The 25,628-nt window shown below is 69.1% G+C and carries 24 protein-coding genes; 17 read left to right on the top strand and 7 right to left on the bottom strand.

From position 1 onward, the window contains the following. Positions 1 to 4: 4 nt before the first annotated feature. The gene (locus tag D7252_RS02850; RefSeq protein ID WP_120774008.1) at positions 5 to 1,156 is read left to right on the top strand and encodes an acetyl-CoA C-acetyltransferase; all 1,152 of its coding nucleotides are present in this window, start codon (positions 5 to 7) and stop codon (positions 1,154 to 1,156) included. A gap of 36 nt (positions 1,157 to 1,192) precedes the next feature. Here the strand turns inward: D7252_RS02850 and D7252_RS02845 are convergent, their stop codons facing one another. Further along, on the bottom strand, positions 1,193 to 1,699 hold the full coding sequence (locus D7252_RS02845; RefSeq protein WP_120774007.1) for a GNAT family N-acetyltransferase: 507 nt from the start codon (positions 1,697 to 1,699) through the stop codon (positions 1,193 to 1,195). Between the two features lie 130 nt (positions 1,700 to 1,829). On the opposite strand from D7252_RS02845, the gene D7252_RS02840 reads away from it, so the two are divergent. From D7252_RS02840 to rocD, 7 genes are all read left to right on the top strand, one after another. Beyond that, complete coding sequence (locus D7252_RS02840; RefSeq protein WP_120776766.1) at positions 1,830 to 2,393, top strand: acyl-CoA thioesterase; 564 nt, start codon at positions 1,830 to 1,832, stop codon at positions 2,391 to 2,393. A gap of 81 nt (positions 2,394 to 2,474) precedes the next feature. Further along, positions 2,475 to 6,251: a proline dehydrogenase family protein gene (locus D7252_RS02835; RefSeq protein WP_120774006.1), complete on the top strand. Its 3,777-nt coding sequence runs from the start codon at positions 2,475 to 2,477 to the stop codon at positions 6,249 to 6,251. 93 nt (positions 6,252 to 6,344) lie between these two features. After that, positions 6,345 to 6,779, top strand: a complete 435-nt coding sequence (locus tag D7252_RS02830; protein ID WP_120774005.1) for a hypothetical protein — start codon at positions 6,345 to 6,347, stop codon at positions 6,777 to 6,779. Continuing rightward, positions 6,779 to 6,994, top strand: coding sequence for a helix-turn-helix transcriptional regulator (locus D7252_RS02825; RefSeq protein ID WP_120774004.1), 216 nt, complete (start codon positions 6,779 to 6,781; stop codon positions 6,992 to 6,994). The genes D7252_RS02830 and D7252_RS02825 overlap by 1 nt, the downstream gene beginning before the upstream one ends. Before the next feature lies 1 nt (position 6,995). Beyond that, on the top strand, positions 6,996 to 7,991 hold the full coding sequence (locus tag D7252_RS02820; protein ID WP_120774003.1) for an NAD(P)-dependent alcohol dehydrogenase: 996 nt from the start codon (positions 6,996 to 6,998) through the stop codon (positions 7,989 to 7,991). Positions 7,992 to 8,175: 184 nt separating this feature from the next. Continuing rightward, positions 8,176 to 9,069, top strand: a complete 894-nt coding sequence (gene ddaH / locus D7252_RS02815; RefSeq protein WP_374225753.1) for a dimethylargininase — start codon at positions 8,176 to 8,178, stop codon at positions 9,067 to 9,069. Positions 9,070 to 9,086: 17 nt separating this feature from the next. After that, complete coding sequence (rocD, locus tag D7252_RS02810; RefSeq protein WP_259461035.1) at positions 9,087 to 10,265, top strand: ornithine--oxo-acid transaminase; 1,179 nt, start codon at positions 9,087 to 9,089, stop codon at positions 10,263 to 10,265. Positions 10,266 to 10,308: 43 nt separating this feature from the next. On the opposite strand, the gene D7252_RS02805 is transcribed toward rocD, so the two are convergent. Together D7252_RS02805 and D7252_RS02800 are read right to left on the bottom strand one after the other, a co-directional pair. Beyond that, complete coding sequence (locus D7252_RS02805) at positions 10,309 to 10,692, bottom strand: hypothetical protein (protein WP_120774001.1); 384 nt, start codon at positions 10,690 to 10,692, stop codon at positions 10,309 to 10,311. 72 nt (positions 10,693 to 10,764) lie between these two features. Continuing rightward, positions 10,765 to 12,093, bottom strand: coding sequence for an MFS transporter (locus tag D7252_RS02800; RefSeq protein ID WP_120776764.1), 1,329 nt, complete (start codon positions 12,091 to 12,093; stop codon positions 10,765 to 10,767). A 169-nt stretch (positions 12,094 to 12,262) separates the two neighbouring features. On the opposite strand from D7252_RS02800, the gene D7252_RS02795 reads away from it, so the two are divergent. The 5 genes from D7252_RS02795 (at position 12,263) to D7252_RS02775 (ending at position 16,908) form a co-directional block, all read left to right on the top strand. Continuing rightward, positions 12,263 to 13,000, top strand: coding sequence for a copper homeostasis protein CutC (locus tag D7252_RS02795; RefSeq protein WP_120774000.1), 738 nt, complete (start codon positions 12,263 to 12,265; stop codon positions 12,998 to 13,000). Positions 13,001 to 13,034: 34 nt separating this feature from the next. Further along, positions 13,035 to 13,898, top strand: coding sequence for an alpha/beta fold hydrolase (locus D7252_RS02790; RefSeq protein WP_120773999.1), 864 nt, complete (start codon positions 13,035 to 13,037; stop codon positions 13,896 to 13,898). A gap of 193 nt (positions 13,899 to 14,091) precedes the next feature. After that, positions 14,092 to 14,829 carry a DUF1684 domain-containing protein gene (locus D7252_RS02785; protein WP_120773998.1) on the top strand — a complete coding sequence of 246 codons (738 nt, stop codon included), beginning with the start codon at positions 14,092 to 14,094 and terminating at the stop codon, positions 14,827 to 14,829. A 52-nt stretch (positions 14,830 to 14,881) separates the two neighbouring features. Further along, positions 14,882 to 15,931 carry a biotin/lipoate A/B protein ligase family protein gene (locus D7252_RS02780; protein ID WP_120773997.1) on the top strand — a complete coding sequence of 350 codons (1,050 nt, stop codon included), beginning with the start codon at positions 14,882 to 14,884 and terminating at the stop codon, positions 15,929 to 15,931. Positions 15,932 to 16,038: 107 nt separating this feature from the next. Beyond that, positions 16,039 to 16,908, top strand: a complete 870-nt coding sequence (locus tag D7252_RS02775) for a site-specific DNA-methyltransferase (RefSeq protein ID WP_120776763.1) — start codon at positions 16,039 to 16,041, stop codon at positions 16,906 to 16,908. Positions 16,909 to 17,023: 115 nt separating this feature from the next. Here D7252_RS02775 and D7252_RS02770 read toward each other — a convergent pair whose 3' ends face one another. Genes D7252_RS02770 through D7252_RS02760 form a run of 3 tightly spaced genes read right to left on the bottom strand, consistent with a single transcriptional unit; the run spans position 17,024 to position 19,279 of the window. After that, positions 17,024 to 17,386: a cupin domain-containing protein gene (locus D7252_RS02770; RefSeq protein ID WP_120773996.1), complete on the bottom strand. Its 363-nt coding sequence runs from the start codon at positions 17,384 to 17,386 to the stop codon at positions 17,024 to 17,026. Continuing rightward, on the bottom strand, positions 17,383 to 18,786 hold the full coding sequence (locus D7252_RS02765; RefSeq protein ID WP_120773995.1) for an FAD-binding oxidoreductase: 1,404 nt from the start codon (positions 18,784 to 18,786) through the stop codon (positions 17,383 to 17,385). Before D7252_RS02765 ends, D7252_RS02770 begins: the two co-directional genes overlap by 4 nt. A 25-nt stretch (positions 18,787 to 18,811) precedes the next feature. Beyond that, complete coding sequence (locus D7252_RS02760; RefSeq protein WP_120773994.1) at positions 18,812 to 19,279, bottom strand: Lrp/AsnC family transcriptional regulator; 468 nt, start codon at positions 19,277 to 19,279, stop codon at positions 18,812 to 18,814. 99 nt (positions 19,280 to 19,378) lie between these two features. On the opposite strand from D7252_RS02760, the gene D7252_RS02755 reads away from it, so the two are divergent. Then, entirely contained in the window at positions 19,379 to 20,830 is a 1,452-nt protein-coding gene (locus tag D7252_RS02755; protein ID WP_120773993.1) for a gamma-aminobutyraldehyde dehydrogenase, read from the top strand. A 178-nt stretch (positions 20,831 to 21,008) separates the two neighbouring features. On the opposite strand, the gene D7252_RS02750 is transcribed toward D7252_RS02755, so the two are convergent. Further along, complete coding sequence (locus D7252_RS02750; protein ID WP_120773992.1) at positions 21,009 to 21,533, bottom strand: GNAT family N-acetyltransferase; 525 nt, start codon at positions 21,531 to 21,533, stop codon at positions 21,009 to 21,011. Between the two features lie 154 nt (positions 21,534 to 21,687). Here D7252_RS02750 and D7252_RS02745 point away from each other — a divergent pair, with 154 nt between their 5' ends. From D7252_RS02745 to D7252_RS02735, 3 genes are all read left to right on the top strand, one after another. Then, on the top strand, positions 21,688 to 23,211 hold the full coding sequence (locus tag D7252_RS02745) for an HNH endonuclease signature motif containing protein (RefSeq protein WP_120773991.1): 1,524 nt from the start codon (positions 21,688 to 21,690) through the stop codon (positions 23,209 to 23,211). Between the two features lie 288 nt (positions 23,212 to 23,499). After that, positions 23,500 to 24,636 (top strand): ROK family protein, encoded by a 1,137-nt coding sequence (locus D7252_RS02740; RefSeq protein WP_120776762.1) that lies wholly within the window; start codon positions 23,500 to 23,502, stop codon positions 24,634 to 24,636. 39 nt (positions 24,637 to 24,675) lie between these two features. Next, entirely contained in the window at positions 24,676 to 25,605 is a 930-nt protein-coding gene (locus tag D7252_RS02735) for a polysaccharide deacetylase family protein (protein WP_120773990.1), read from the top strand. The last annotated feature ends 23 nt before the right edge of the window (positions 25,606 to 25,628 follow it).

Raw genomic sequence — 25,628 nt, 5'->3', positions numbered from 1 at the left:
AGACATGGCAGAGGCATACATCGTCGACGCGGTTCGCTCGCCGGTCGGCAAGCGGGGCGGCTCGCTCTCCGGCATCCATCCGGCTGATCTCGGCGCGCACAGCCTGAGTGCCCTCGTCGAACGCACGGGCATCGATCCGGGAGTGGTGGACGACGTCATCCTCGGGACGATCGACGCGATCGGCGGGCAGGCCGGCAACGTGGCCCGCACGGCGCTGCTGGTGGCCGGATTCCCCGAGCATGTCCCGGGCGTGACGATCGACCGTCAGTGCGGGTCGAGTCAGCAGGCGGTGCATTTCGCGGCGCAGGCGGTGATGAGCGGTGTGAGCGACGTCGTGATCGCCGGCGGGTTGCAGAACATGTCGCAAGTGCCGCTCTCCTCCTCGGCGGTCGTCGGCGAGCCCTTCGGTTTCACGACACCGCAGGCTGAGTCGCCGGGGTGGCTGGCGCGCTACGGGGGGCAGGAGACCTCGCAGTTCCGTGGGGCGGAGCTGATCGCCGAGCGGTGGGACATCTCGCGTGACGAGATGGAGCAGTTCGCCCTGGAGAGTCATCGCCGGGCGGCCGTCGCGCAGGATGAGGGTCGCTTCGCGAGCCAGATCGCTCCGTTGAACGGTCTCGCCCACGATGAGGGCGTGCGGCGTGACACGTCGCTGGAACGGATGGCGGGACTGCAGCCGCTACGGCCGGGCGGTCGGATCACCGCGGGGGTGGCATCTCAGATCAGCGACGCCTCCAGCGCCGTGCTCGTCGCGAGCGCGCGGGCAGTGGAAGACCACGGACTCACCCCGCGCGCCCGCATCCACCACATGGCCGTACGTGGTGACGACCCGGTCCTCATGCTGACAGCACCGATCCCGGCGACCAGGCACGCGCTGGAACGTGCCGGCATGATCGTCGGCGACATCGATCTCTTCGAAGTCAACGAGGCCTTCGCCTCCGTGGTGCTCGCCTGGATGCGCGAACTCGACGTCCCGCACGAGAAGGTCAACGTCAACGGTGGCGCGATCGCACTCGGTCACCCGATCGGAGCCACCGGCGCACGGCTCATGACGACAATGCTGCATGAGCTCGAGCGCACCGGCGGACGCTACGGCCTGCAGGTCATGTGCGAGGGCGGCGGGGTCGCCAACGTGACGATCCTCGAACGGCTCTGACAGAACGCGCCGCCGGAAGCGAAGGCGTGGCCGTGATCAGCGGACGAAGCGGACCTCGGTGAGCGTCTCACCCAGGAAAGGTTCGGTGTGCGATGCTCCGTCGAGCGTGAAGCCGTTGCGCGTGTAGAAACGGTGTGCGCGGGGGTTGTCTTCGGCGACCCAGAGGTAGAGCGGCTCTTCCTTCTCGACGGCGGCGTCGAAGAGCTTCTGACCGATGCCGGTCGAGTGCCACGCGTCGAGCAGGTAGATGAAGTAGAGCTCGCGGAATGCGGGGGCGTCCTTGTCGCGCGCCGGTCCCGAGCCTGCGAAGCCGACGATCTCACCGTCGACGAGCGCGGCGCTCATCTTGAAGTCGGGGCCCTGTGCGGCCCAGTGCGTCCACAGCTCGGCCATGCGCCGAGGGGAAACCTTCTCGAGCGCTGCCTTGCTGATCAGGTGGTCGTAGGTCTCGTGCCAGCACTGGGCATGCACGCGACCGAGGGCTTCCGCATCCACATCACGGACCGGACGGACGATGACTTCTGGCTGGGCTTCGGCGCTCATGCCGCGACTCTACGCGCGGCATCGGCGATCAAGAAATCGAGCGGTATATCGGTTTGCGCCGTGTCGAACCGCTGGAGGATTCAGACAATGAAGTTCGCCGATCGTGCATCGATGGCTACGATCGATCCTCGTGAACGTGATCTGGCGCACCCTCCTCGTGATCCTCCGTGCTCGCCGCCGCGTGCGACGAGGAAAGACGCTCGATCCGACGGCCGTCGGCAGGATCCGCCTGACGACGCTCCCGACCGACATCGACATCCTGCGCCACATGAACAACGGCCGCTATCTGTCCCTGTTCGACCTGGGGCGCTGGGACCAGCTCATCCGTTCCGGCCTCTTCGCCGCGATGAACGAACGCGGCTGGTACGCGGTCGTCTCCAGCGAGACGGTCACATTCCGGAAGTCGCTGCAGCTGTGGCAGCGTTTCGAGGTGCAGACGCGCTTCATCGGGCACGACGAGAAGGCCCTCTTCATGGAGCACCGGGCGGTCGTCGACGGAGAGGTCTATGCCAAAGCGATCGTGCGGGCGCGGATGCTGCGCCGCACCGGCGGCACCGTCAGCCACGACGAGCTCTTCGCCGCGGTCGGCAAGCCGGAGGGCCTCCCGGAGATCGATCCGTGGGTGCACGACTGGGCTGCGGCCTCCGCTCTTCCGCCTGTCCGAATGCCCGCGCCGAGCGTCTGGGTCGACTGAGTCGCCGGCGCTGCGACTCGACCGCCCACGAACCGGGCCGCCTGCGCGCCATGACGGGCAACGCGACTTAGGGTTGACCTCATGGCAGAGTCGTCGTCAGCGCCGTCGGATGCCGTGGCATCCTCCTCCCTTGCAGATCGTGCCGTCGAGCTTGCGCGTCGGTGGGTGATCGAGGCCGCGGCGGCCGAGGTCGACCCCGCGGCTGCACGCCTCGCCGGTGTGCTCCAGGACGAGAACGGCCTGCCGTTCACTCTGGGCTTCGTCGACGGGGTGATGCGCCCCGAGAGTCTGTCGGCCGCAGCGGCGCAGCTGCACCGGATCGCGCCGATCGTGCCGGAGTTCCTGCCCTGGTACCTCCGTTCGGCTGTCCGCCTCGGCGGCGGTGTGGCGCAGATCCTGCCTTCACCGGTCGTGCCGATCGCGCGGCGGGTGCTGCGCGAGATGGTCGGGCATCTCATCGTCGATGCGCGGCCGACCAAGCTCGGCCCGGCGCTCGAGAAGATCCGCACGCCTGCGCCGGGGGCCGGTGCGGTGCGCGTGAACCTCAACCTCCTCGGTGAAGCCGTGCTGGGTGAGGCCGAAGCGAAGCGCCGACTTGACGGCATCCACGATCTGATCCGCCGGACCGACGTCGACTACGTGTCGGTGAAGGTGTCGGCCGTGATGAGTCACATCTCGATGTGGGCTTTCGACGAGGTTGTCGATCAGGTCGTCGATCGGCTGATGCCGCTCTACCTGACCGCTGCGAGCCCTTCGACGGGCCCGGGAGCCCTGGGGGAGACGACGTTCATCAACCTCGACATGGAGGAGTACCGCGACCTCGACCTCACCATCGCGGTCTTCACGCGCATCCTCGAAGACCCGCGGCTGCAGGGGCTGAAAGCCGGGATCGTGCTCCAGGCCTACCTGCCCGACGCGCTGCCCGCGTTGCAGGAACTCACCGCCTGGGCGGACGACCGCGTCGCGCACGGCGGGGCACCCATCAAAGTGCGCCTGGTGAAGGGTGCGAACCTCGCCATGGAGAACGTCGAGGCGCAACTGCACGGCTGGCCGGTCGCGACGTACGACTCGAAGCTCGACACCGACGCGAACTACCTGCGCTGCCTCGACTGGGCCCTGCGCCCGGAGCACACCGCCGCCGTCAGGCTCGGCATCGCCGGTCACAACCTCTTCGGCATCGCCTACGCCTGGCTGCTGGCCGGTGAACGAGGTGTCCGCGAGGCCATCGAGTTCGAGATGCTGCTGGGAATGGCCCAGGGGCAGGTGCAGGCCGTCTCGCGCGAGGTCGGGGAAGTGCTGCTCTATGTGCCCGTGGTGGCGCCGGCCGAATTCGACGTCGCCATCAGCTACCTGGTGCGCCGCCTCGAAGAGAACGCGTCGGCCGACAACTTCCTGTCGGCGGCGTTCCAGCTCGACCACGACGAGACGCTGTTCACCCGCGAGCAGAATCGCTTCCTCGACGCCTTCGAGCGCTCGAACGACCCGTCGCTGTGGATCGGCCCGCGTCGCACGCAGAACCGCCTGGCGCCGGTGCACGAGTCGCTGCGCCCAGCACCCGTCGATCCCGTGCCGGAGACGGATCTCACCCAGGCGGTGCTCGGCATCTCCCGCGGCTCGGACGACACCGGGGCCGAGGCCTACCTCGAGACGGCGGTCTACTCGGCGCGAGAGGTCGGCGAGGATGCCGGTGGTGCACCCGGCTTCACCAACACCGCAGACAGCGACCCCGCGCTCCCCGTGAACCGGGACTGGGCGCGGGCGGTGCGCGACAGCATCCGCGACTCCACCGCCGGCGACGACACCCTCGCCACAGCTCTGGTCGACGACTCCGCCGCTCTGGAGCGCATCGTCCAGGGGGTCGGCGACGCTGCCCCCGCGTGGGGCGGACGCCCCGCGGCAGAGCGCGCCGAAGTACTGCTGCGCGCGGCCGCGGCACTCGAGTCCCGCCGCGGTGAACTGATCGAGGTGGCGGCATCCGAGACGGGGAAGATCTTCGCCGAAGCCGACGTCGAGGTGAGCGAGGCGGTCGACTTCGCCCGCTACTACGCCGCGAAAGCACGCGAGCTGGATGCGGTCGCCGGTGCGGCGTTCGTGCCCGCGAAGGTCACCGTCATCACCCCGCCGTGGAACTTCCCTCTCGCGATCCCGGCCGGAGGAGTGCTCGCCGCGCTCGCCGCCGGATCCGGTGTGATCTTCAAGCCGGCCCCGCAGGCCCGGCGGTGCGCGGCCGTCATCGCGGAGGCCCTGTGGCAGGCGGGCGTACCGCGCGACGTGCTCGCCCTCGTCGACATCGAAGAAGGTGACCTCGGTCGAGCGCTCATCACCCACGATGCCGTCGATCGCGTGATCCTCACGGGGGCATGGGACACGGCAGCGCTGTTCCGATCGTGGCGACCCGACCTGCCGTTGCTGGCCGAGACGAGCGGCAAGAACGCGATCCTCATCACCCCGTCGGCGGACCTCGATCTCGCCGTCGCCGACCTCGTCAAGAGCGCGTTCGGTCACGCGGGGCAGAAGTGCTCCGCCGCATCCTTGGCGATCCTCGTCGGTCCGGTGGGCCGCTCGCAGCGGTTCGCCCGGCAGCTGGCGGACGCGGTGCGCTCGCTGCATGTCGGCTGGCCCACGGACCCACTCGCCGAGGTCGGTCCCGTGATCGAGAAGCCGCACGGCAAGCTCGCCTGGGCGCTGACGCAACTCGAAGGCGACGAGAAGTGGTTGGTCCAGCCATCGCTCGCCCCCGAAGACGACGGCAGCGGGCGACTCTGGCGCCCCGGCGTCCGCGTCGACGTGCAGCCGGGGTCGCGGTTCCACATGGAGGAGTTCTTCGGGCCCGTGCTCGGCGTGATGCATGCGCCGACGCTCGCGAAGGCCGTCCAGCTGCAGAACGCCGTCGCCTACGGGCTGACCGCCGGCCTGCACACGCAGGACCCCGACGACCTCGCCCACTGGCTGGAGCACGTGCAGGCCGGGAATCTCTACGTCAACCGGGGGATCACCGGCGCGATCGTGCAGCGCCAGCCCTTCGGCGGGTGGAAGCGTTCGTCGGTGGGGCCGGGCACGAAAGCAGGCGGACCCAACTATCTGATCGGGCTCGGTTCCTGGCGTTCGCGACCCGGGGGAGCGGCGTCGAGCACCCTGCACCTCCGTGGCCTCGACTCGCGAATCACCGCCCTGATCGAATCCGCTCAGCCGTCGCTCGAGTACGAAGCGTTCGAGTGGCTGCGCCGTTCGGCGCTGTCGGATGCTCTCGCCTGGGATCGGGAGTTCGGCCAGGTGCGCGACGTGTCGCACCTGGGCGTCGAACGCAACCTGCTGCGCTACCGACCGGTGCCCGTCGAGATCCGTGCGACCGATGACGCCGACCTCCAGGATCTGCTGCGGGTCGTGATCGCCGGCGTGCGAGCCGGTGCGGACTTCGTGCTTTCGACGCCCACAGGGCTGCCGGCCGAGGTGCGGCGCGCGCTCGGTGATCTCGATGCCGTGGTGTTCCTCGAGAGCGATGAGGAGTGGATGCGACGGATGCGGCGACTCGTCTCCGACTCGGACTCGCACTCGAGCGGGCCGGACTCGAGCGGGCCGGACTCGAGCGGGCCCGGCTCGAATGGGGCGGACGCCCACGGGTCGGCGTCGGACCCGGGCAGCGACAGGGTGCGTCTGGTCGGCCCCCGCGATGCGGTCGCTGCAGCTCACGCAGCTCTGGCGGCGGCGACGCAGGGGGACCCCGACCTCGCGGTCTACGACGGCGAGGTGACCGCGGCCGGGCGCATCGAACTGCTGCCGTTCGTGCACGAGCAGTCGATAACGATCACCGCGCACCGCTACGGGAACCCGGATCGGACCTTCAGTGAGGTGATCTGAGAGTCGCGCCGCTCTGATGTAAAAGATTCTTGACACACGTGAGCCAGCAGGCCTACTCTGAGCGTGTCAACAATCTTTTACATCGGAGGCATCATGGTCTACGAAGAACGCAACGCCTGGGCGGGCCTCGTCGTGAGCCCCCTCACGCTCCTCGCCTATGTCGTACTGGTCCTGCAGCAGGCTGCCGGCGGCCCGGTGACGGCCGTCGACTGGTTCCCGCTGATGCTGTGGGTCATCGGCGGCAGCATCGTCGCGAGCATCATTCTCAGCATCCTCTGGGGCATGATCGCGGGAGCGAAGGACCCGGACGGCGTCGGCCGTTCCGACATCCGTGATCGTGACATCGGCCGCATGGGGAGCCGCGTCGAGCAGGCCTTCGTCGTCATCGCCGGCCTCGGCGTCATCGCGCTTTGCGGTTTCGGTGCCGACGTGTTCTGGATTGCCACCACGATGTTCGTCGGCTTCGTGGTCGCCGCGATCGTCGGAGGCATCGCTCGCGTCATCGCGTACCGCCGAGGGCTCATCTGATGGTCAGACCGACACTGGTCTCCAACCGTATCCGCGCCCATCGTGAGTCCGCCGGGATGACGCAGGCCGAGCTGGCCCGCACCGTCGGCGTGACCCGACAGACACTCATCGCGATCGAACAGGAGCGCTACTCGCCCACGCTCGAACTCGCGTTCCAGATCGCCCGCGCCTTCGGCGTCGGACTCGACGACCTCTTCCAGTACCCGGAGAACTGACATGACCGAGATGATGAACGCCTGGCGTCGCGACACCTACGGGCCCGCCGCCGGAGTGACGCTTCAAGAGATTCCTGTTCCCGTCCCTGGCCGGGGCGAGGTGGTGTTGCGGGTGCACGCGACCGGGCTGAACGCCGGCGATGTGCACCTGTTGCTCGGAGATCCTCTTCTCGTGCGACCCGTGTTCGGCCTGACACGGCCGAAGCATCCGGTGCGGGGCATCGAGGTGTCCGGCACGGTCGTCGCTGTCGGGCGGGACGTCGTCGGCGCCGAGATCGGCGAAGACGTCGTCGGGGAGCTTGAGTACGGCGGTGGACTCGCCACCTACGTGCGGGCACCCGCCTCGCGGCTGGTGCCGATCCCGCCGGACGTCGAGCACGCCGTCGCCGCGTGCCTCCCCGTCGCCGGAGGCACGGCATGGCAGGCGCTCGACCTCGCCGGCGTAGGACTGCGCGCGGGCCGCACGTCGAGGATTCTGGTGCTGGGGGCCTCCGGAGGCGTCGGCACGTTCGCCGTGCAGCTCGCGGCGCTTCGGGGCGCGGAGGTGTGGGCGAGCTGCAGTGAGCGCAATGCGCGACTCGTCGAACACCTCGGTGCCGTCCGCACGTTCGACCACCGTCAGTCGCCGCTGGCCGACCTGCCCGCGGAGCGCTTCGACGCGATCATCGACATCGCCGGCGGGTTGCCGTTGCGAGAACTCCAGCGGCTCGTCTCGCCTGGCGGCACCATCGTGCTGGTAGGAGGGGACGGAGGTCGCGTGCTGGGGCCGATCCCCCGTATCCTCCAGGCGGGATTCCTCTCGATCGGTTCGCGTCGTATCCGCTCCTTCGTCGCCACACCGCGGCCGGAGATCCTCGCCAAACTCCTCGAACTCACCGCAGACGGCCGCATCGCGCCCGTGATCGAGCGCGAGTATCCGTTCGCCAAGGCGTCCGCCGCCCTCGCGCACATCGAGGCCGGGCACACGGTCGGCAAGGTGGTGGTCCGCGCGGAGTGAGGCGGAATCCGCTCGTGGCCGGCCCCTCACGCCCGCCCCCTGGCGACGTACAGGGGGCGGGTGCCACAATGGACGGTGGCGTGCCCGAGTCGCATCTTCCCCGCGCCTGCTCGAAGGAGCAGCGGGTCGAAGGACCGCCGGGCCCCTGGACAGCGTCCGCCGCGCCCTGTTCCGAGGAGCACCCATGTCTTTCGAAAACACCATGACCACGTCGGAGACCACGACCGCCGGCCCCGCTCGCACGGCGCACCGTCGCCACTACCTGATGTGCGAGCCGTCCCACTTCACCGTGAACTACTCCATCAACCCGTGGATGGAGCCGAGCAAGCCCACGGACACCGCCAAGGCCGTCGAGCAGTGGAAGAAACTGCACGATCTCTACGTCGAGCTCGGGCACACGGTCGAACTGATCGAGCCGCTCGCCGGATTCCCCGACATGGTCTACACCGCCAACGGCGGGTTCCTCATCGACGGCCGCGCCTACGTCCCGAAGTTCCGTTTCGTCGAGCGCCAGGGCGAGTCCCCGGCCTTCGCCGACTGGTTCCGCGACGCCGGCTACGACACGGTCATCCCCGAGGAGGTCAACGAGGGTGAGGGCGACTTCCTCCTCGTCGGCGACGTGATCCTCGCCGGTACCGGATTCCGCTCGACCGGTGACAGCCACCGCGAGGTGGGCGAGGTGTTCGGCCGCGAGGTGCTCTCGCTGAACCTCGTCGATCCCCGGTTCTACCACCTCGACACCGCGATCGCGGTGCTCGACCCGGTGCAGGGCGTCGAGAACGGCGGCCCGGAGCGCGCCAACATCGCGTACCTCCCCGGGGCTTTCGACGACGCGAGCCGGGCGATCCTCGAAGAGCGCTTCCCCGAGGCGATCCTGGTCTCCGACGAAGACGGATCGGTGTTCGGACTGAACTCCTCCAGCGACGGCTACAACGTGGTCATCTCCCCGCGGGCGAAGGGTTTCGAGCAGCAGCTGCGCGAGCGGGGCTACAACCCGATCATGGTCGACCTCTCCGAGCTTCTCCTCGGTGGCGGCGGCATCAAGTGCTGCACGCTCGAACTCCGCGGTGCCAAGTGACGACCCTGCCGGCAGCGGTGACGGCTGAACCGCACGTGGCGCACAACTACCACCCGCTGCCGGTGAACATCGCCCGCGGAGAGGGCGCCTGGCTCACCGACGTCGAGGGCAAGCGGTACCTCGACCTGCTCTCGGCCTACTCGGCGGTGAACTTCGGCCACCGGCATCCGGCTCTGGTCGCAGCCCTCACCGAGCAGCTCGGCCGCGTCACGCTCGTCAGCCGCGCGTTCGTCAGCGATCGTCTCGAGATGTTCGCCGCCGAGCTCGCGAAACTGGCGGGCAAAGAGATGGTGCTGCCGATGAACACCGGCGCCGAAGCGGTCGAGACCGGCATCAAGGTCGCCCGTGCCTGGGGGTACCGGTCCAAGGGGATCGCCGACGGGCGCGCCCGCATCATCGTCGCTGCCGGCAACTTCCACGGACGTACGACGACGATCGTCAGCTTCAGCGACGACGAGTCAGCGCGTGACGACTTCGGGCCATACACGCCCGGTTTCGATGTCGTCCCCTACGGAGATGCGGATGCGATCGCCGCCGCCATCACCGACGACACGGCGGCCGTGCTCATCGAACCGATCCAGGGCGAAGCGGGAGTCGTGATCCCGCCGGAGGGATACCTCCGCCGCATCCGTGAGATCTGCGACGAGAAGAACGTGCTGTTCATCGCCGACGAGATCCAGTCCGGCCTCGGGCGCGTCGGCGAGACGTTCGCGTGCGATCGCGAAGGCGTCGTGCCCGACCTGTATCTGCTGGGCAAGGCGCTCGGCGGCGGCATCCTTCCCGTCTCCGCCGTCGTCGGCGACGCGGACGTGCTCGGCGTGATCCGCCCCGGCGAGCACGGCTCGACGTTCGGCGGCAACCCGCTCGCCGCAGCCGTCGGGCTGCGTGTGGTCGAGATGCTCGAATCGGGTGAGTTCCAGGAGCGTGCGCGCGCCCTCGGCGCCCACCTCGACAAGGCGCTGCAGCCGCTCGTCGGACACGGCGTCACGGCCATCCGCATCGCAGGGCTGTGGGCCGGCGTCGACATCGATCCCGCTCGCGGGACCGGTCGCGAGATCGCGGAGAAGCTCCTGGCGCGCGGCGTGCTCGTCAAAGACACCCACGGCCAGACCATCCGCATCGCACCGCCCCTGGTCATCCGTGCGACGGAGATCGACTGGGCGGTCGAGCAGCTCAAGCTCGTGCTCGGAGCCTGAAGCCCTCCGAGTCGGCCCTTGGCGGGGCCGGCTCGGAATCGGTTCAGGCCGGAGGGGAGTCCGGGTCGAGGGTCTTCAGCGAATCCTCTTCTGCGGCGTTGTCTGCCCCGAGCTGGTTCTCGGTGGTCTCGTGGCCGCCCAGCGGAGCGTCCCCCGGGCCTGAGCTGCCCTGGATGGCGCCGCCGGTGGACTCGCCGCGGGAGCTGTCTCCCTGGATGGCGCCGCCCTCACCGTCTGCGACCAGACCGTCGTGCGAACTGGCGTCGCCCTGAATCGCCCCTCCGGTCGACTCGCCACGGGACGCATCGCCTTGGATGGCGCCTTCGTCGCCACCCTGGTGGCCTTCGTCTTCCGTGCTCGTGTCGACGCCGGGAGCGCCTTCAGCGGGATCCTGGGGGTGCGGGGTGCTTTCCATGTTCTCGTCCATGCGAAGACCCTACGATCCGGGACGCCGACGGCAAAGGGTGTTGACAAGCGCACCGTTGTTCGTGCGGGAGCGTCAGTCGCTCTTCTTCGATGTGCGGATGGGTGTGGTGACGGCCGCCTCGTCGCTGAATTCGATGGGGTCGGGCCGGTCGATGATGTCGAGGGGGCGCGTCTCGTCGAGAGTGAGCAGGAACCGCCGGTTCTCGTCGCGATGCAAGCGGCCGGAGGAGAACACCCAGACCGCGCCGATCGCGCAGGCGACGAGGCCCGCAGTTCCGCCGAGCATGATCGCCGCCCGAGGGCCGAATGTGTCGGCCACCCACCCGGCGATGGGCGCACCGACGGGTGTCGAGCCCATGATCACCGCCATGTACAGGGCGAGCACGCGTCCGCGAAGAGCAGGGTCGGTGGTCATCTGCACGTAGCCGTTCGCCGTGGTCAGCAGGGTCACGATCATGAACCCGGTGAACATCAGCGTGACGGCGTACGAGGCATAGGTCGGCATCGCGGACGACACGAACGCGGCGATGCCGAAGCCCCCGGCGGCGAGGATCACGACCCGCACGCGCGCCCGGTCCCGCCGGGCCGCGAGCAGGGCGCCGGCGAGAGACCCGATCGCGAGGATGGAGCTGAGCACGCCGTACCCGTCGGCGCCCGACCCGAATTCGATCGCCATCGTCGAGGCGAAGATGGGGAAGTTCATCCCGAAGGCGCCGACGAGGAACACCGTCACGAAGACGACGCGGAGATCGCTGCGCGCCCAGACGTACCGGAAGCCGGCCGCCAGGCCGCCTCGATTGCGGTTCTTCAGGCGGGGGGCGAGCAGGCTCTGCCGCATCAGCATCAGGGCGAGGATCATCGCGAGGAACGTCGCCGCGTTGACGATGAAGACCCAGCCGGAGCCGATGGCCACGATCAGGAGTCCACCGACGGCCGGGCCGATCATGCGCGCCAGGTTGAAGGATGCCGAGTTGAGGGCGACGGCGTTGGAGGTGTCGCCCGCAGACACCATGTCGGAGACGAAGGCCTGCCGCGCCGGAGCGTCGAACGCGTTCACGACTCCGAACGCGAGTGCGAAGCCGAACATCATCGGCAGCGTCATCACTCCGCCGAGCAGCAGCACTCCGACGGCGACGGCCAGTGCGAGAAGTCCGGCCTGCGTGACGAAGAGGATGTGGCGCCGATCGAAGCGGTCGGCCACCCACCCGGTGAGGCTGACGAGCACCAGGGGCGGGCCGAACTGCAGGGCCATCGTGAAGCCCATGGCGGCGGCGTCGTTGTCGGTCAGTTCGGTCAGCACGACCCAGTCCTGGGCGGTGGCCTGCATCCAGCCGCCGACGTTCGACACCAGGGCGCCGAAGAACCAGATGCGGTAGTTCACGTTCGCGAAGGAGCGGAACATGGCGCTCATGGCTCGATCACCCGCCCGCTCGTCGCGCTCGATCCACCATGCACCGCGGGCTCGGCATCGAGCGGGGGCAGGTTCTCTTCGGACGCGGACATTGCTCTTCCAGGCTATCCAATCTCTCGGCGAAGAGGTGGGGAGAGGCCAGGGGCGGCACAATGGAGAGGTGAATCGAACGCTCGCCCTGGAGATCGCCGTGCAGGACCCCGCGGGCGTGCGCATCGCCGCAGACGTCGGTGCCGCGCGCGTCGAACTCGCGTCGGCCCTCGCCCTCGGCGGCCTCACCCCGTCACCCGCCACACTCGAACTCGCGCTCGAGGCGGCGGGTGCCGACGGACCGGAGGTGCACGTGCTGATCCGCCCCCGCGCCGGCGGTTTCCACTACGACGCCGACGAGCTCGCCGTCTCCGAGCGCGATGTCCGCCGCGCGATCGGGGCCGGCGCCCAGGGAGTCGTGATCGGCGCCCTCGACGCCGGCGGCCTGTTGGATGTCGAGGCGATGAGTCGCCTGCGCGATGCCGCGAGCGGAGCATCCGTCACGCTGCATCGGGCGATCGACATGACCGTCGACCCCCTCGCCACCCTGCACGCCGCCCGTGGTCTCGGACTCCGGCGCATCCTCACCTCCGGGGGCGCATCCACCGCCATCGGCGGCATCGACACCCTTCGTGCGCTCGTCGCCGCCGCGGAGGGCGACATCGAGATCATGGCAGGGAGCGGCGTGGATGCCGTCAGCGCCCCGGCGCTCGCGGCGATCGGTGTCGACGCGATCCACTTCTCCGCCAAACGCGCGGTGAGCGAGACCGGCGGGGTGCGCATGGGATCGGCCGCCGACGGCGTCGGAGGGTACGAGGTGACCGATCACGCCACCGCGCTCGCCGTCTGCGCTGCGCTCGGCCGGTGAGGTGCCGCATGCCAACCGTCGGTAGGCTCTCCCCGTGACGGATACCCGCGAATTCACCGACGCCCATGGCGTCGTCATCGTCTATGACGTCCACCCGGCCTCGACGACCCCGCGCGGCGTGGTCCAGCTGCTGCACGGGGTCGGCGAACACGCCGGTCGCTACGCGGCGCTGGTGCAGGACCTCACCGGCGCCGGCTATACCGTCTACGCCGACGATCACCGCGGTCACGGCCGCACCGGCATCCGCCAGCACGGTGGCCCTGCCAAGCTCGGCCGCCTCGGGAAGGGTGGACTCCGTGCGGCCAAGGATGCCATCTGGCGGCTGACAGGCATCATCCGCGACGAGAACCCCGATCTTCCCCTCGTCCTGCTCGGCCACTCGTGGGGCTCGTTCCTGGCGCAGATGCTGGTCAACGATCACCCGGAGGCGTGGGATGCCGTCATCCTCTCGGGCTCGGCGCTGCGGATGCCGGGTTCTCTCAACGCCGCCCCGCTGAACGCGCGGTGGGCGGGGCTCGACGCCACCGGCTTCGAGTGGCTGAGCCGCGATCCCGCCATCTGGCAGTCGTTCGGTGACGATCCGCTCACCACCGATGTGCCGCTGCTGAAGCTGTTCGGGCCGATCGAGGCCGCGCGCCTGTACGGACGGCCCGCCAGGAACCTCGGACGAGACATCCCGGTGCTGCTCCTCGTCGGCCGCGACGACCCGGTCGGCGGACCGCGCAGTGTGCACAGGCTCGCCGACGAGTACCGCACCCGATCAGGTCTCTCCGACGTCACCACCCTGGTCTACCCCGACGCGCGCCACGAGATCTTCAACGAGACTCAGCAGCACGAGGTGCGAGCCGACGTGCTCGCGTGGCTCGATCGACGCATCGCTCGGCGCGACCAGCCCTGACCCCGACCAGCCCTGATCGCGAAGAGAGCTGGTCGCAGCGGCCGGCGACGGCCGACGGCATCCGGGCGCCCGCGATGTTTCCTCCGAAGTCGCCGCATGACGTGCGGTGAATGCGCGTGACGTCATCCGCGCGCCCGACCGCGCGCTCGCCCTACATTCGGATCATCATTCCGCGGTGAGGTGAGGGGGCCGGATGAGCTTCGTGAGCGAATGGCGCGAGTGGCATGCGGAGCGCGAACGTCTCGCGGGGTCGGAGTACGGACCTTCCGCGCTGGAGTCGACGAACTGGCTCATCACGATGCCGGCGGCGGTCGACGGCATCCCCGGGCTCTGGGCGCTGACCGGCGACGGCGGCATCCGGGGGACCGACCTCGGCATCGACGGCGAGACGGTGACCCTGAGGGGCGGTGAGAGCATCCGCATCGGACGGCGGGAACTGCGGGTCTTCAACCGGCACGGAACGCTCGCGCTGCGCGTGCTCGACCCCGCCCGCCCGCAACGGCAGTGGTTCACGGCCATCGACGCCTACGCGCCCGACGAACGGTGGCGGCTGCCCGCCACCTTCGAGGAGACCCCCGGGGAGCGGATGCTGGTCAGCGCGGTCGACGGCGAGACGCGGGAGACAGCGGTCGCAGGTCGGTTCCGATTCGAGCTCGCGGGCGCACCGCACACCCTCACGGCGACCCGCAACTCGAAGGGTGTCCTTCGGGCGGTGTTCGCCGATGGGACAAACGGCCTCGAGACGTACCGCTTCCGCTTCCTCGCTCTCGAGGAGCCGACGGCGGACGGCTCCGCCGTCATCGACTTCACGCGGGCGTACCTGCCTCCCTGCGCCTTCTCCGATCAGTTCATCTGCCCGTTGCCGCCGGCCGAGAACCGGTACTCGACCCCGATACGCGCGGGGGAGCGCGTCGTGGTGCTCGGCGGCTGAGAAGCAGCCCTTCCTCCCGCCTCTCCGGCCCTGCGCGGCTTAAGCTGGAGGCGTGCACGGTGAATACAAGGTCCCAGGCGGAAAGCTCGTCGTCGTCGACCTCGAGGTGGAGGACGACAGGATCGCCCGCTTCCGTCTCGCCGGCGACTTCTTCCTCGAGCCCGACACCGCGCTCGATGACATCAACGCGGCGGTGAACGGGCTGCCCGTGGAAGCGGATGCCACGGCGATCGCGGCGGCCGTGCGCGGCGCCCTGCCCGAGGGGGCGCAGCTGCTCGGGTTCACGCCGGAAGCCGTCGGAACCGCGGTGCGCCGTGCCCTGGTGACCGCTCCCGGCTGGCGCGACTTCGACTGGGAGATCGTGCACGACCGCGCCGTCTCTCCGCGGATGAACCTCGCTCTCGACGAGGTGCTCACCACGCGCGTGGGAGAAGGACGTCGCCGTCCGACCCTGCGGATCTGGGAGTGGGACGAGTCGGCCGTCGTGATCGGATCCTTCCAGTCGTACAAGAACGAGGTCGACCCCGAGGGCGCGGCGCGACACTCGTTCGACGTGGTGCGCCGCATCTCCGGTGGCGGAGCGATGCTCATGGCCGCGGGGCAGATCATCACCTACTCGCTGTACGTTCCGGCATCCCTCGTCGCCGGCATGACGTTCGCCGACTCGTACGCGTTCCTCGACGACTGGGTGCTGCAGGCGCTGCGCTCCCTCGGGATCGACGCGGTGTACCAGCCGCTCAACGACATCGCCAGCCCGACCGGAAAGATCGGCGGCGCCGCGCAGAAGCGTCTCGCCAACGGGGGAGTGCTGCACCATGCGACCCTCTCGTACGACATCGACGGCCAGATGCTGACCGAGGTGCTGCGTATCGGCCGGGAGAAGCTCAGCGACAAGGGCACGACCTCGGCGGCCAAGCGCGTCGACCCGCTGCGCCGCCAGACGGGGCTCACCCGGGCCGAGATCATCGAGCGTTTCATCGACACGTTCCGCTCGCTCACCGACGCGGAGGCGGGCACGATCACCCCCGACGAGTACGCTGCCGCCGAAGCGCTCGTGGAGTCGAAGTTCGCGACCGACGCATGGCTGCAACGGGTGCCGTGACCGACCTGTCGACGGACGGATCCGAAACTCGGACGACTGCCGCAGCTTCGGCCGAATCGGTCGATTCGGTCGATTCCGGCCGACGGAAGCGCGATTCTCCGACGCTCATGCCGCAGGTTCCGGGCGCCGTCACGATCCTCGAGGGCGACAACCTCGCGGTCGCCGCAAGTCTGCCCTCGGCATCCTTCACACTCGTCTACCTCGATCCGCCTTTCAACACCGGGCGCGCGCAGGAGCGTCAGGTGGTGACGGCGCGGCGTACGGCGGACGATGTGGAGCGCGACGCGGCATCCGAGGTCCGCCACGGTTTCCACGGGCATGAGTACGAGCGGGTCCGCGGGATGCTGCGCACCTACGACGACAGCTTCGACGACTACGGTGTGTTCCTGATGCCCCGGTTGGAGGAGGCGTGGCGTCTCCTCGCCGATGACGGCACGCTGTACCTGCACCTCGACTACCGCGAGGCGCACTACGCGAAGGTGATGCTCGATGCGGTGTTCGGGCGCGAGTGCTTCCTCAACGAGCTGATCTGGGCCTACGACTACGGCGCGAAGTCCCGTCGTCGCTGGCCCACGAAGCACGACACGATCCTCGTCTACGTGAAGAACCCGCGGACGTACGTCTTCAACTCGGAGGAGGTCGACCGCGAGCCGTACATGGCGCCGGGACTCGTCACCGCCGAGAAGGCAGCGCGCGGCAAGCTGCCCACCGACGTGTGGTGGCACACGATCGTGCCCACGACCGGCCGCGAGAAGACGGGCTACCCGACGCAGAAGCCCGAGGGCATCCTCCGTCGCATCGTGACCGCGTCGAGCAGACCGGGCGACCGCGTGCTCGACCTGTTCGCGGGCAGCGGCACCACAGGGGCTGTGGCTTCGGCGCTGGGCCGCGACGCCGTGCTCGTCGACGACAATCCCGAGGCGGTCCGGGTGATGAGCGAGCGGATGCCGCACGCCGAAGTGACGCGTCTCGGTTGACACCGACACACTTGTCGGGAGAAGTCACGGATGTCGGGCCAAAACCGGGTATCCGGGCCGACGTCCGTGAAAACGCCCGGCAGGTGTACCGCGGATGCCGCGCCAGCCAGGTGCGTCAGGCGACGTAGACCTTCCGCAGGGTCTCTGTGACGGTCCAGACCGTCCGCATCCCCTCGACCAGGCGAACCACCGACCCCGGGCCGATCCCGATCGCGGGCAGGGTCGTGTCCTCGAACGCGATCGTCGCGCGCCCGGTGAGAACGACGAACACCTCGTCGGCCTCGACATCGGATGCTGTGCCGGGGGTCATCTCCCAGACGCCGATCTCGGTGTCGCCCAGGGTGCTGAGGATGCGCGTCGCCGTCGTCGGCGTCCCGGCGATCACCTCATCGGACGGCAGCGGCGCGTGGACCAGGTCGAGGGCTGCGGCATCCGTCGCCGTTCCCGGTCGGAGCCCGGCGGCGGCCGCACCGTTCACGAGTCGAACCCCATGCCCACGGCGTCGAGCGTCTTCAGGAAGAGGTTGCGTCTGCCCTGGTTGTGATCGGCCCGGTCCATCGAGGCGCGCACGAGGTTCACTCCGATAGAGGCGGCGGGCTCCGGCGGGAAGGGGATCGGCTTCTCCCGCACCATTCGCAGCTCAGTGCGTTCGGTTTCTTCGCCGGACAACTTGTCGAGCATGACATCGGCAGCGAATCGGGCCGCGCCGACGCCGAGGCCGGTGAATCCGGTGGCGTAGGTCACTCGGCCGCGACGGGCGGTGCCGAAGAACGCGCAGAACCGGCTCGAGGAATCGATCGCTCCGGCCCAGCGATGTGTGAACGCCAGGCCCTCCAGCTGCGGAAAGGTCGTGAAGAAGTGCGAGGCGAGCTTGCGGTGGCTCTCCATGCGGTCTTCGTATTCGGGTCGGACCTTGCCGCCGTAGTGATACACCGCGTCGTAGCCGCCGAACAGGATCCGGTCGTCGGCGGTGAGGCGGTAGTAGTGGAACTGATTCGCGCTGTCGGCCAGGCCCTGGCGGTTCGACCAGCCGATCGAGGCGAGCTGTTCCGCCGAGAGCGGTTCGGTCATCAGCACGTAGTCGTAGACGGGGACGGTCATCAGGCGGTTGCGCTTGAGGAGAGACGGGAACACGTTCGTCGCGAGGGCGACAGCATCCGCCGTCACCCGCCCACCCGCCGTGGTCAGAGTGATCGGGCCGGATCCGTCGCCCTCGATTCCGCGGACGAGGCTGTGCTCGAAGATCTCCACGCCCAACTCCTCCGCGACCCGCGCGAGCTCGAGGCCCAGCTTCGCCGGGTGCACCATCGCGCAGCCGTCGCGATCCCAGGCCCCGGCGAGGAACGTGTCGGAGTGGACCTCGGCGCGCACCGCATCCCGATCGAGAAAACCGGGTTCTTCGCGGAGCCAGTCCACCTGGTGCGGCTCGACCGCGACGGCCAGCTGACCCGTGCGTTCGAAGTCGGTCTTCATGTCGTAGCGTGCGATGGTCTGCTCGATGCCGTCGAGGTTCTCCGAACCCATCTCTTCGAGGCGGTCGATCTCTTCGGGCCAGCGGCTCACCCCGTTCTCGTGGCCGTGGGTGAGGCTCGTCTCGCAGAATCCGCCGTTGCGACCGGATGCCGCCCACGCGACCCGCGACGCCTCGAGCAGCACCACGCGACGCTCGGGGTCGCGCTCCTTGGCGCGCAGTGCCGTCCACAGGCCGGTGTACCCGCCACCGACCACGACCAGATCGGCGGTCAGGTGGCCGGCCAAGGGCGGATGCTCGGGCCGAGCGACGTCCTCGAGCCAGAACACCCCGAGAGAGGTGTCCTTCAGGGCGGCTTCGATGACGGCATCCGCGGGTCGGCGGCGTTCGAAGACGGTGGTTCCCATGGTGATCTCCGTGGTCTGCCGCGCGTCAGCGCGTGCCCCAGTTGTAGAGGTCTTTGTAGAGGCCGGCGTACAGGAGGCTCTCGGTGTGCGCGATTCCCGGAATGGTGCGGATACGGGTGGCGATCAGGTCGATCAGGTGCTCGTCGTCTTCGCACACCGCTTCGACGAGGATGTCGAAAGTGCCGAGGGTGACGACGACGTACGCCAGCTCGTCGATCTTGGTGAGCTCCTCCGCGATCGCGCGCGGGTCGCCGGAGACGCGGATGCCGATCATCGACATGCGGTGGAAGCCGAGTTGCATCGGGTCGGTGACTGCGACGATCTGGATGATGCCCGACTCGGTCATCCGCTGCACGCGCTGGCGGGCCGCGGCTTCGCTGAGTCCGACCTCGCGGCCGATCTCGGCGTAGGGCCGGCGGCCGTCCTCCTGCAAGAGCTCGACGATCCGCTTCGAGATGTCATCCAGTGCGGGCTGCTTCGGCTTCGTGCTCATATGTCGATATTGACAGGCGTGATCCGTGCAAGCAACCGATTCCGTTGTTTGGTGTCGAAATGACTTCCGTATTCGTGATGGCGGCGCTACGCTGACGCCATGCTCAGCACCCTCCTGAAGGACTCCGCGCCGCTGCAGAACTTCATCGGCGGACGCTTCGTCCCCGCCGGCGGCACGGGGCAGATGCCGCTCATCGACCCGGTCACCGAAGCAGCCTACGGCGCGATCCCGCTCTCCCGGCCGGGAGACGTGGATGCTGCCTACGCCGCGGCATCCGCTGCTTTTCCGGTGTGGCGCAACACGACCCCCGCCGACCGGCAACTCGCTCTGTTCCGCATCGCCGACGAGATGCTGGCCCGCGCCGAGGAGTTCGCCGACCTCGAGTCGCGCGACACGGGCAAGCCGCGCGCGAACCTCGTCGCCGACGAGATCATGCAGTCGATCGATCAGCTCCGGTTCTTCGCCGGCGCCGCCCGAAGTCTCGAAGGTCGAGCGGCGGGAGAGTACCTCGCCGGTCACACGTCGTTCGTGCGGCGCGAGCCGGTCGGCGTGATCGGCCAGGTCGCACCGTGGAACTATCCGCTGAACATGGCGGTGTGGAAGATCGCGCCGGCGATCGCCGCGGGCAACACGGTGGTGCTGAAGCCCGCCGAATCGACGCCGCTCACCACGCTGCTGCTCGCCGAGATCGTCGCCATGCACACACCGACGGGGGTCTTCAACGTCGTCCTGGGCGACCGCGACACCGGTGTCGCGCTGGTGGAGCATCCGACGCCGCAGATGGTCGCGATCACGGGTTCGGTGCGAGCCGGGATGGCGGTCGCGCGCTCGGCCGCGAACGACGTCAAGCGCGTGCATCTGGAACTCGGCGGCAAGGCTCCGGCGATCGTGTTCCCGGATGCGTCGGTCGAGAAGGCGGCGCAGGGCATCGTCAACGGAGCCTTCTTCAATGCCGGGCAGGACTGCACGGCGGCGACCCGGGTGCTCGTGCACTCCTCTCTTCATGATGAGTTCGTCAGGGCGCTGGTGGAAACGACGAAGGCGGATGCGCGCACCGGCGGCCCGGAAGAGGACGGCGTGCTCTACGGCCCGTTGAGCAGCGCCGCACAGCTCGCTCAGGTGTCGGGGTTCATCGACCGCCTCCCCGCACACGCGACCATCGAGACCGGCGGGCACCGACAGGGCGAGCGCGGCTACTTCCACGAGGCGACGATCGTCTCGGGGGTGCGCCAGGACGACGAGGTCGTGCAAGGGGAGATCTTCGGGCCCGTACTCACCGTGCAGCCGTTCGACACCGAGGAAGAGGCGCTCGAGATGGCCAACGACGTTCCGTACGCGCTCGCCGCATCGGTGTGGACGACAGATCATGCGCGGGCGATGCGGTTCTCGCGCGATCTGGACTTCGGATGCGTGTGGATCAACACCCACATCCCGTTCGTCTCCGACATGCCGCACGGCGGCTTCAAACATTCCGGGTATGGCAAAGACCTCTCGCAGTACGGTTTCGACGACTACACGCGGATCAAGCACGTGATGAGCGCGCTGGACTGAGGCGCGGGTGGGGGCTTGGTCGCGGGGGTGCGGGTTGAAGCTGCGGGGCGGGCGAGGGTGCGGGGCTGTGGGCGCGGCTGACGAGGGTGCGGCCGACGAGGGTGCGCGACGGGCGAGGCCTCGGGTGATCAGCGCCCGCGCGAAGGCGGGCGATCAGCGCTGACGCGACATCGGCGGGTCAGCGCGGGAGCAGCTTGACCCGCCGGTGCTCCGGCAGGGTCAGCCCCGGGCGCTGTTCGACTCTCGTCGCACCGTCGATGACCCAGCCGTGCCGCTGGTAGAAGATGTCCGCGCGGTCGTTGCCGTCGAGCACCCACAGGTATGCGCGGCTGTGTCCGGCATCCGTCATGCGTGACTCTGCTGCCGCGAGCAGAGCGTGCCCGACGCCGGTCGACCACGCATCGGGATCTGCGTAGATGCCGTACACCTCGCCGTCTCCTGCGCCGTCATCGTCACGCCCCGAGCCGAAGGACGTCCATCCGACGACCGCGGCATCCCGGGCGGCGACCAGCAGGCCGAGCGTCGAGGGGAGCGGCTCGGCGATGATGCGCCGCCATCCCTCGGTGCGATCGGCGATCGACATCGCGTCGAGGACTTCCTGGTCGATGAGTCCGCGGTAGGCGGCGCGCCAAGAGCGCACGTGGATCGAGGCGATGTCGTCGGCGTCGCGGGACACGGCGTCACGGATCTGCACGGCTGTCATTCGTCCAGAGTAGTGAGGGTGCGCGTGTGTGGGTGGGTCGGGTTTGTGGGTGGGTTGTGGAGGGTTAGTGGGTTTCTGAAGTATGCCAGAATACTCCCCTGATCTGGTGGTTTTTCGGGTTTGAATGTCGGTGGTGGTGGGTTGGATAGGGGGTATGGACAACCTCATCGGATCCCTCGGGCAGGTCAGTGTCGACCTTGACCGGGTGCTGCATGCGGAGGTGGTGGCGGGGTTGAGTGATGTCGAGAAGGTGGAGTTGTTGCGGGTCGCGGGTGAGGTGGCGCGGCGGGTGGATGCGGTGGTGGTCGAGACGGTCGCGTCGGCGGATGTGGAGTTTCCTGGGGGCTTCGGGTGCCGGTCGATGAACGAGGTGCTGCAGCGGGTGGTGCGCACGGATGCTGCGGGTGCGGGGCGGGTGGTGAGGGCGGCGAAGGTCGTGGAGCGGGATGTGGAGTTCACCTCGGGGGCGCCGTTGCCTGCCCGGTGGCCGCAGTTGCGGGAGGCGCTGCTGGACGGGGTGATCGGGGTCGAGGGGTTGTTGGCGGCGACGGGGCCGTTGCTGCAGGCCGGGCGGCGGATCAGCCCGGAAGACCGGTTGCGGGCGGATGCGCAGTTGGCTGACTTCGCCCGCGGACTCCACCAGGCTGCCGATGCCGATGCCGATGCCGATGCCGATGCCGATGCGGATAAGGCGGACGGGGATGCGGATGTGGCGCCGGCGGCGACGCCGGAGGATCTGCGGTTGTTGGCGCGGGTGATCCTGGCGTATCTCGACCCCGATGGTGCCGAACCCGCAGAAGACATCGCGATGCGCGGCCGCGGGGTCAGCCTCGGGCGCGCGAAAGATGGCCTCATCCCCCTCAGCGGGCGCCTGCTCCCCGAAGTCGCCGCCCAGTTGCAGCGCATCTGGGACGCGTATCTGAACCCGAAGGTCGACGGACCACCCTTGCCCGGCGTGCACTTCGCACGCTCCGGCGACGGTGCGGATGACGATGCTGCCGGGTCCGATGATCGGACTGCGTTGGCCGGCGATGACCTTCCCGCCGGCGACCCGGGGGGAATGGTCGACACGAGAACCCGCGCACAGAAACAGCACGACGCCCTCGCCGCAGCGCTCGGTATCGCGGCCCGCCACGACGAGATGCCCCGCCTCGGTGGTGCCGCCCCGACCCTCGTGGTGTCTGTCACCGCGGAGGATTATGCGACCGGGCGCGGGTGGGCCCACGTCGACGGCACCGACATCCCGGTCACCGTCGGCACCGCCCGACACACCGCCTGCGGGGGCACGGTGCAGCGCGTGCTGTTCGACCCGGAAGGGCGGATCATCGGTATCGGATCGACCGAACGGATCTTCACCGTCCACCAGAGGCGCGCGATCACCCTCCGAGACAAAGAATGCTTGATCCCGGGGTGTCATGTTCCGGCATCCTGGTGTGAGATCCACCATGTCCAAGAGCACGCCCGAGGCGGGCCGACCAGTACCGACAACGGGGTCGCGTTGTGCTGGCACCACCACCGCACCCTCGACACATCAGGGTGGGAAATCCGCATGCACAACGGCATCCCCTCCGTCCGCGGACCCGCCTGGTGGGACCCACACCAACGCTGGCGCACACCACGACACACCCACGACCACATCCACGACCACGCCCGCGCACGCACCCAGCACGCCAGCTAGGTACACGTCGCACCCCACGCCCGCCCGCGCGCGCACCCAGCACGCCAGTTGCGTACCCGTCCATCCGCACCGCGCATGTCGCTCGCACCCAGCACGCCAAGCCAGGTACCCGTCCGTCCGCCCCCGGCACGTCGTCGCACGCGCCACGGCCCTCCGCCCACGGCCCTCGGCCCACGTCCCACGCGCCACGGCCCACGCGCCACGCGAAGTCCCGACGTGTGCGACCCGGTCTGGCAGGCCGGCGACCCGGTGTGGCAGGCTGGGCGAGACGTCGACCGAGGGATCATCTTGTCAAGACCACTCGCGGGACCGCAGAGCCTGCTCCGCACCCTGAACGGCCGCGCAGTCTTGGAGTCCCTCGCACGGAGCGGAGCCCAGACGCGCACCGAACTGATGGCTGCCACGGGACTCTCCCGCACCGCGGTGACTCAGGTCATTCGGATGCTCGACAGCGCCGGCGCCATCGCTGCGGCGGGGGTCGACCGCGACACCCGGGGACCTGCCGCCGGGCGCGTGAAACTCCACCCGCGGCTCGGGTTCGCGGCGGCCGTGCACATCGATCACCATGCCGCCCACGTCGCACTCGTCGACGCCACCGGAGCAGTCCGCGCGGAACAGCATGCGGCGTTCCCCGCAGGAGAAGACCGGGTCGCACACATCGCGGCCCTCATCGACGGATGCCGCCCCGCGAACGCACCCGTGCATCTGGTCGTCGTCGGCGTCCCCGGAATCGTCACGCCCGACGGCGGCATCCGCGACGACCTCGGCCCCGACGGAGGCGCCTTCCGTGGCACCCTCGGAGCGACCCTCGACTGCCCCGTCCGCGTCGAGAACGACGTCAACCTCGCAGCCTTGGCAGAGCTCACCGCGGGAGTCGGCGGCGAATTCGCCAGCTTCGCCCTCCTCGTTCTCGACGACGCCCTCGGAGCGGGCATCGTGCTCGACGGTGCGCTGCACCGCGGTTTCTCGGGCGTTGCCGGTGAAGTGATGTACCTGCCGCAGACCCCGCTCCCCATCGGCGCCCCGATCGTCAACGAGGCGGTGGTCGGAGACCTCGCCCTCGGGCTGGGCCTGGACGTCGACGCTCCCCTGCTGACCCACCTCGAAGCCGCAGGACGCGGGGACGAAGCCGCCGGACGACTCGTGGCCGAGGTCGCCAAGCGCATCGTGCTCGTCGCGGGCAGTGTCGGACTGGTGCTCGACCCTGAAGCGTTCGTCCTCGGCGGCGACGCCGCCCACCCCGTTCTCCGCGACGCCATCGAGCGCTACGCCGAGAGCCTGGCGGCCCAACTGCCCCTGAGGTTCGTCGCCTCGTCGTTCGGCCCCGAAGCGCCACTGGTCGGGGCCATCGGCGAGGCCGCATCCACCCTCCGCGCCGCGCTGTTCACCCGTATCCTCACGCCGTCCGCCGGCACCGGCCGCTGATCGCCCGACAGGACCGACAGGACCCGACAGGAGTCGCCGATGACGCCCACCTCCGATCTCGCCGACCGACTCGGGCTCCCACCGGGCGCGCGCGCCATCATCCTCAATGCCGACGACTTCGGCATGTGTCACGCCGCCAACACCGCCATCATCGACCTGCTCACCGCCGGACGTATCGACTCGGCGACCATCATGGTCCCGTGCGGCTGGTCGCCGGAGGCCCTCGCGTTCGCCGCCTCGCGCACCGACCTGGACGTCGGCGTCCACCTGGTCCTCACCAGCGAATGGACGCGGTACCGCTGGCGTCCGCTGACCGGCACGTGCACGAGTCTCGTCGACGAGCACGGCTTCTTCCCGACGGCCGTCGCCGCCGTCGAAACGAACGCGACCGATGACGACGTCGCCGCCGAGATCGCCGCTCAGCTGCAGGCCGCACTCGACGCCGGTGTCGACGTGACCCACCTCGACAATCACATGGGCTCCGTCTACGGGCTGGCCACGGGCCGGGACTTCATGCGTCAGGTGTTCGACGTCGCCGTCCGTCACGGACTTCCCTTCCGCCTCCCGCGCAGCATGGACGACACCGGAGCCGACCCCGCGCTCCAGGCGAAACTCGACGGGGCTGCCGCGGTGGCAGACTCCCTCGGCGTCGAGATCATCGACCGGCTGTGGAGTCATCCCTTCGAGCTCGCGGGTGAAGGCACGCCCGACGAGGAGAGCTACGAGCAGATCCGCGATGGTTTCGTCGCTCTGCTGCGGGCGGTGCCGGCGGGTGTCACCGAGATCTACCTGCATCCGATGGTCGACGACGAGGAACTGCGCCACGCGGTCGACATCGGCGCAGCGAAGCGCGGATACGAACTGCGCCTCCTGTCCGACTCCGTCGTGCTCCAGACAATGGTCGACGAGTCACTCGTGCGGGTGGGCTGGCGCGATCTTCGCCGACTGCAGCGGGACCGGCCGCAGTGAAGCGGACTCCCGCAGAGCCGCAC

This window comes from Microbacterium sp. CGR2 (assembly GCF_003626735.1).
Lineage (GTDB): Bacteria > Actinomycetota > Actinomycetes > Actinomycetales > Microbacteriaceae > Microbacterium.
Note: the sequence above shows the minus strand (reverse complement) of the source record. Positions and strands in the feature narration are given on the sequence as shown.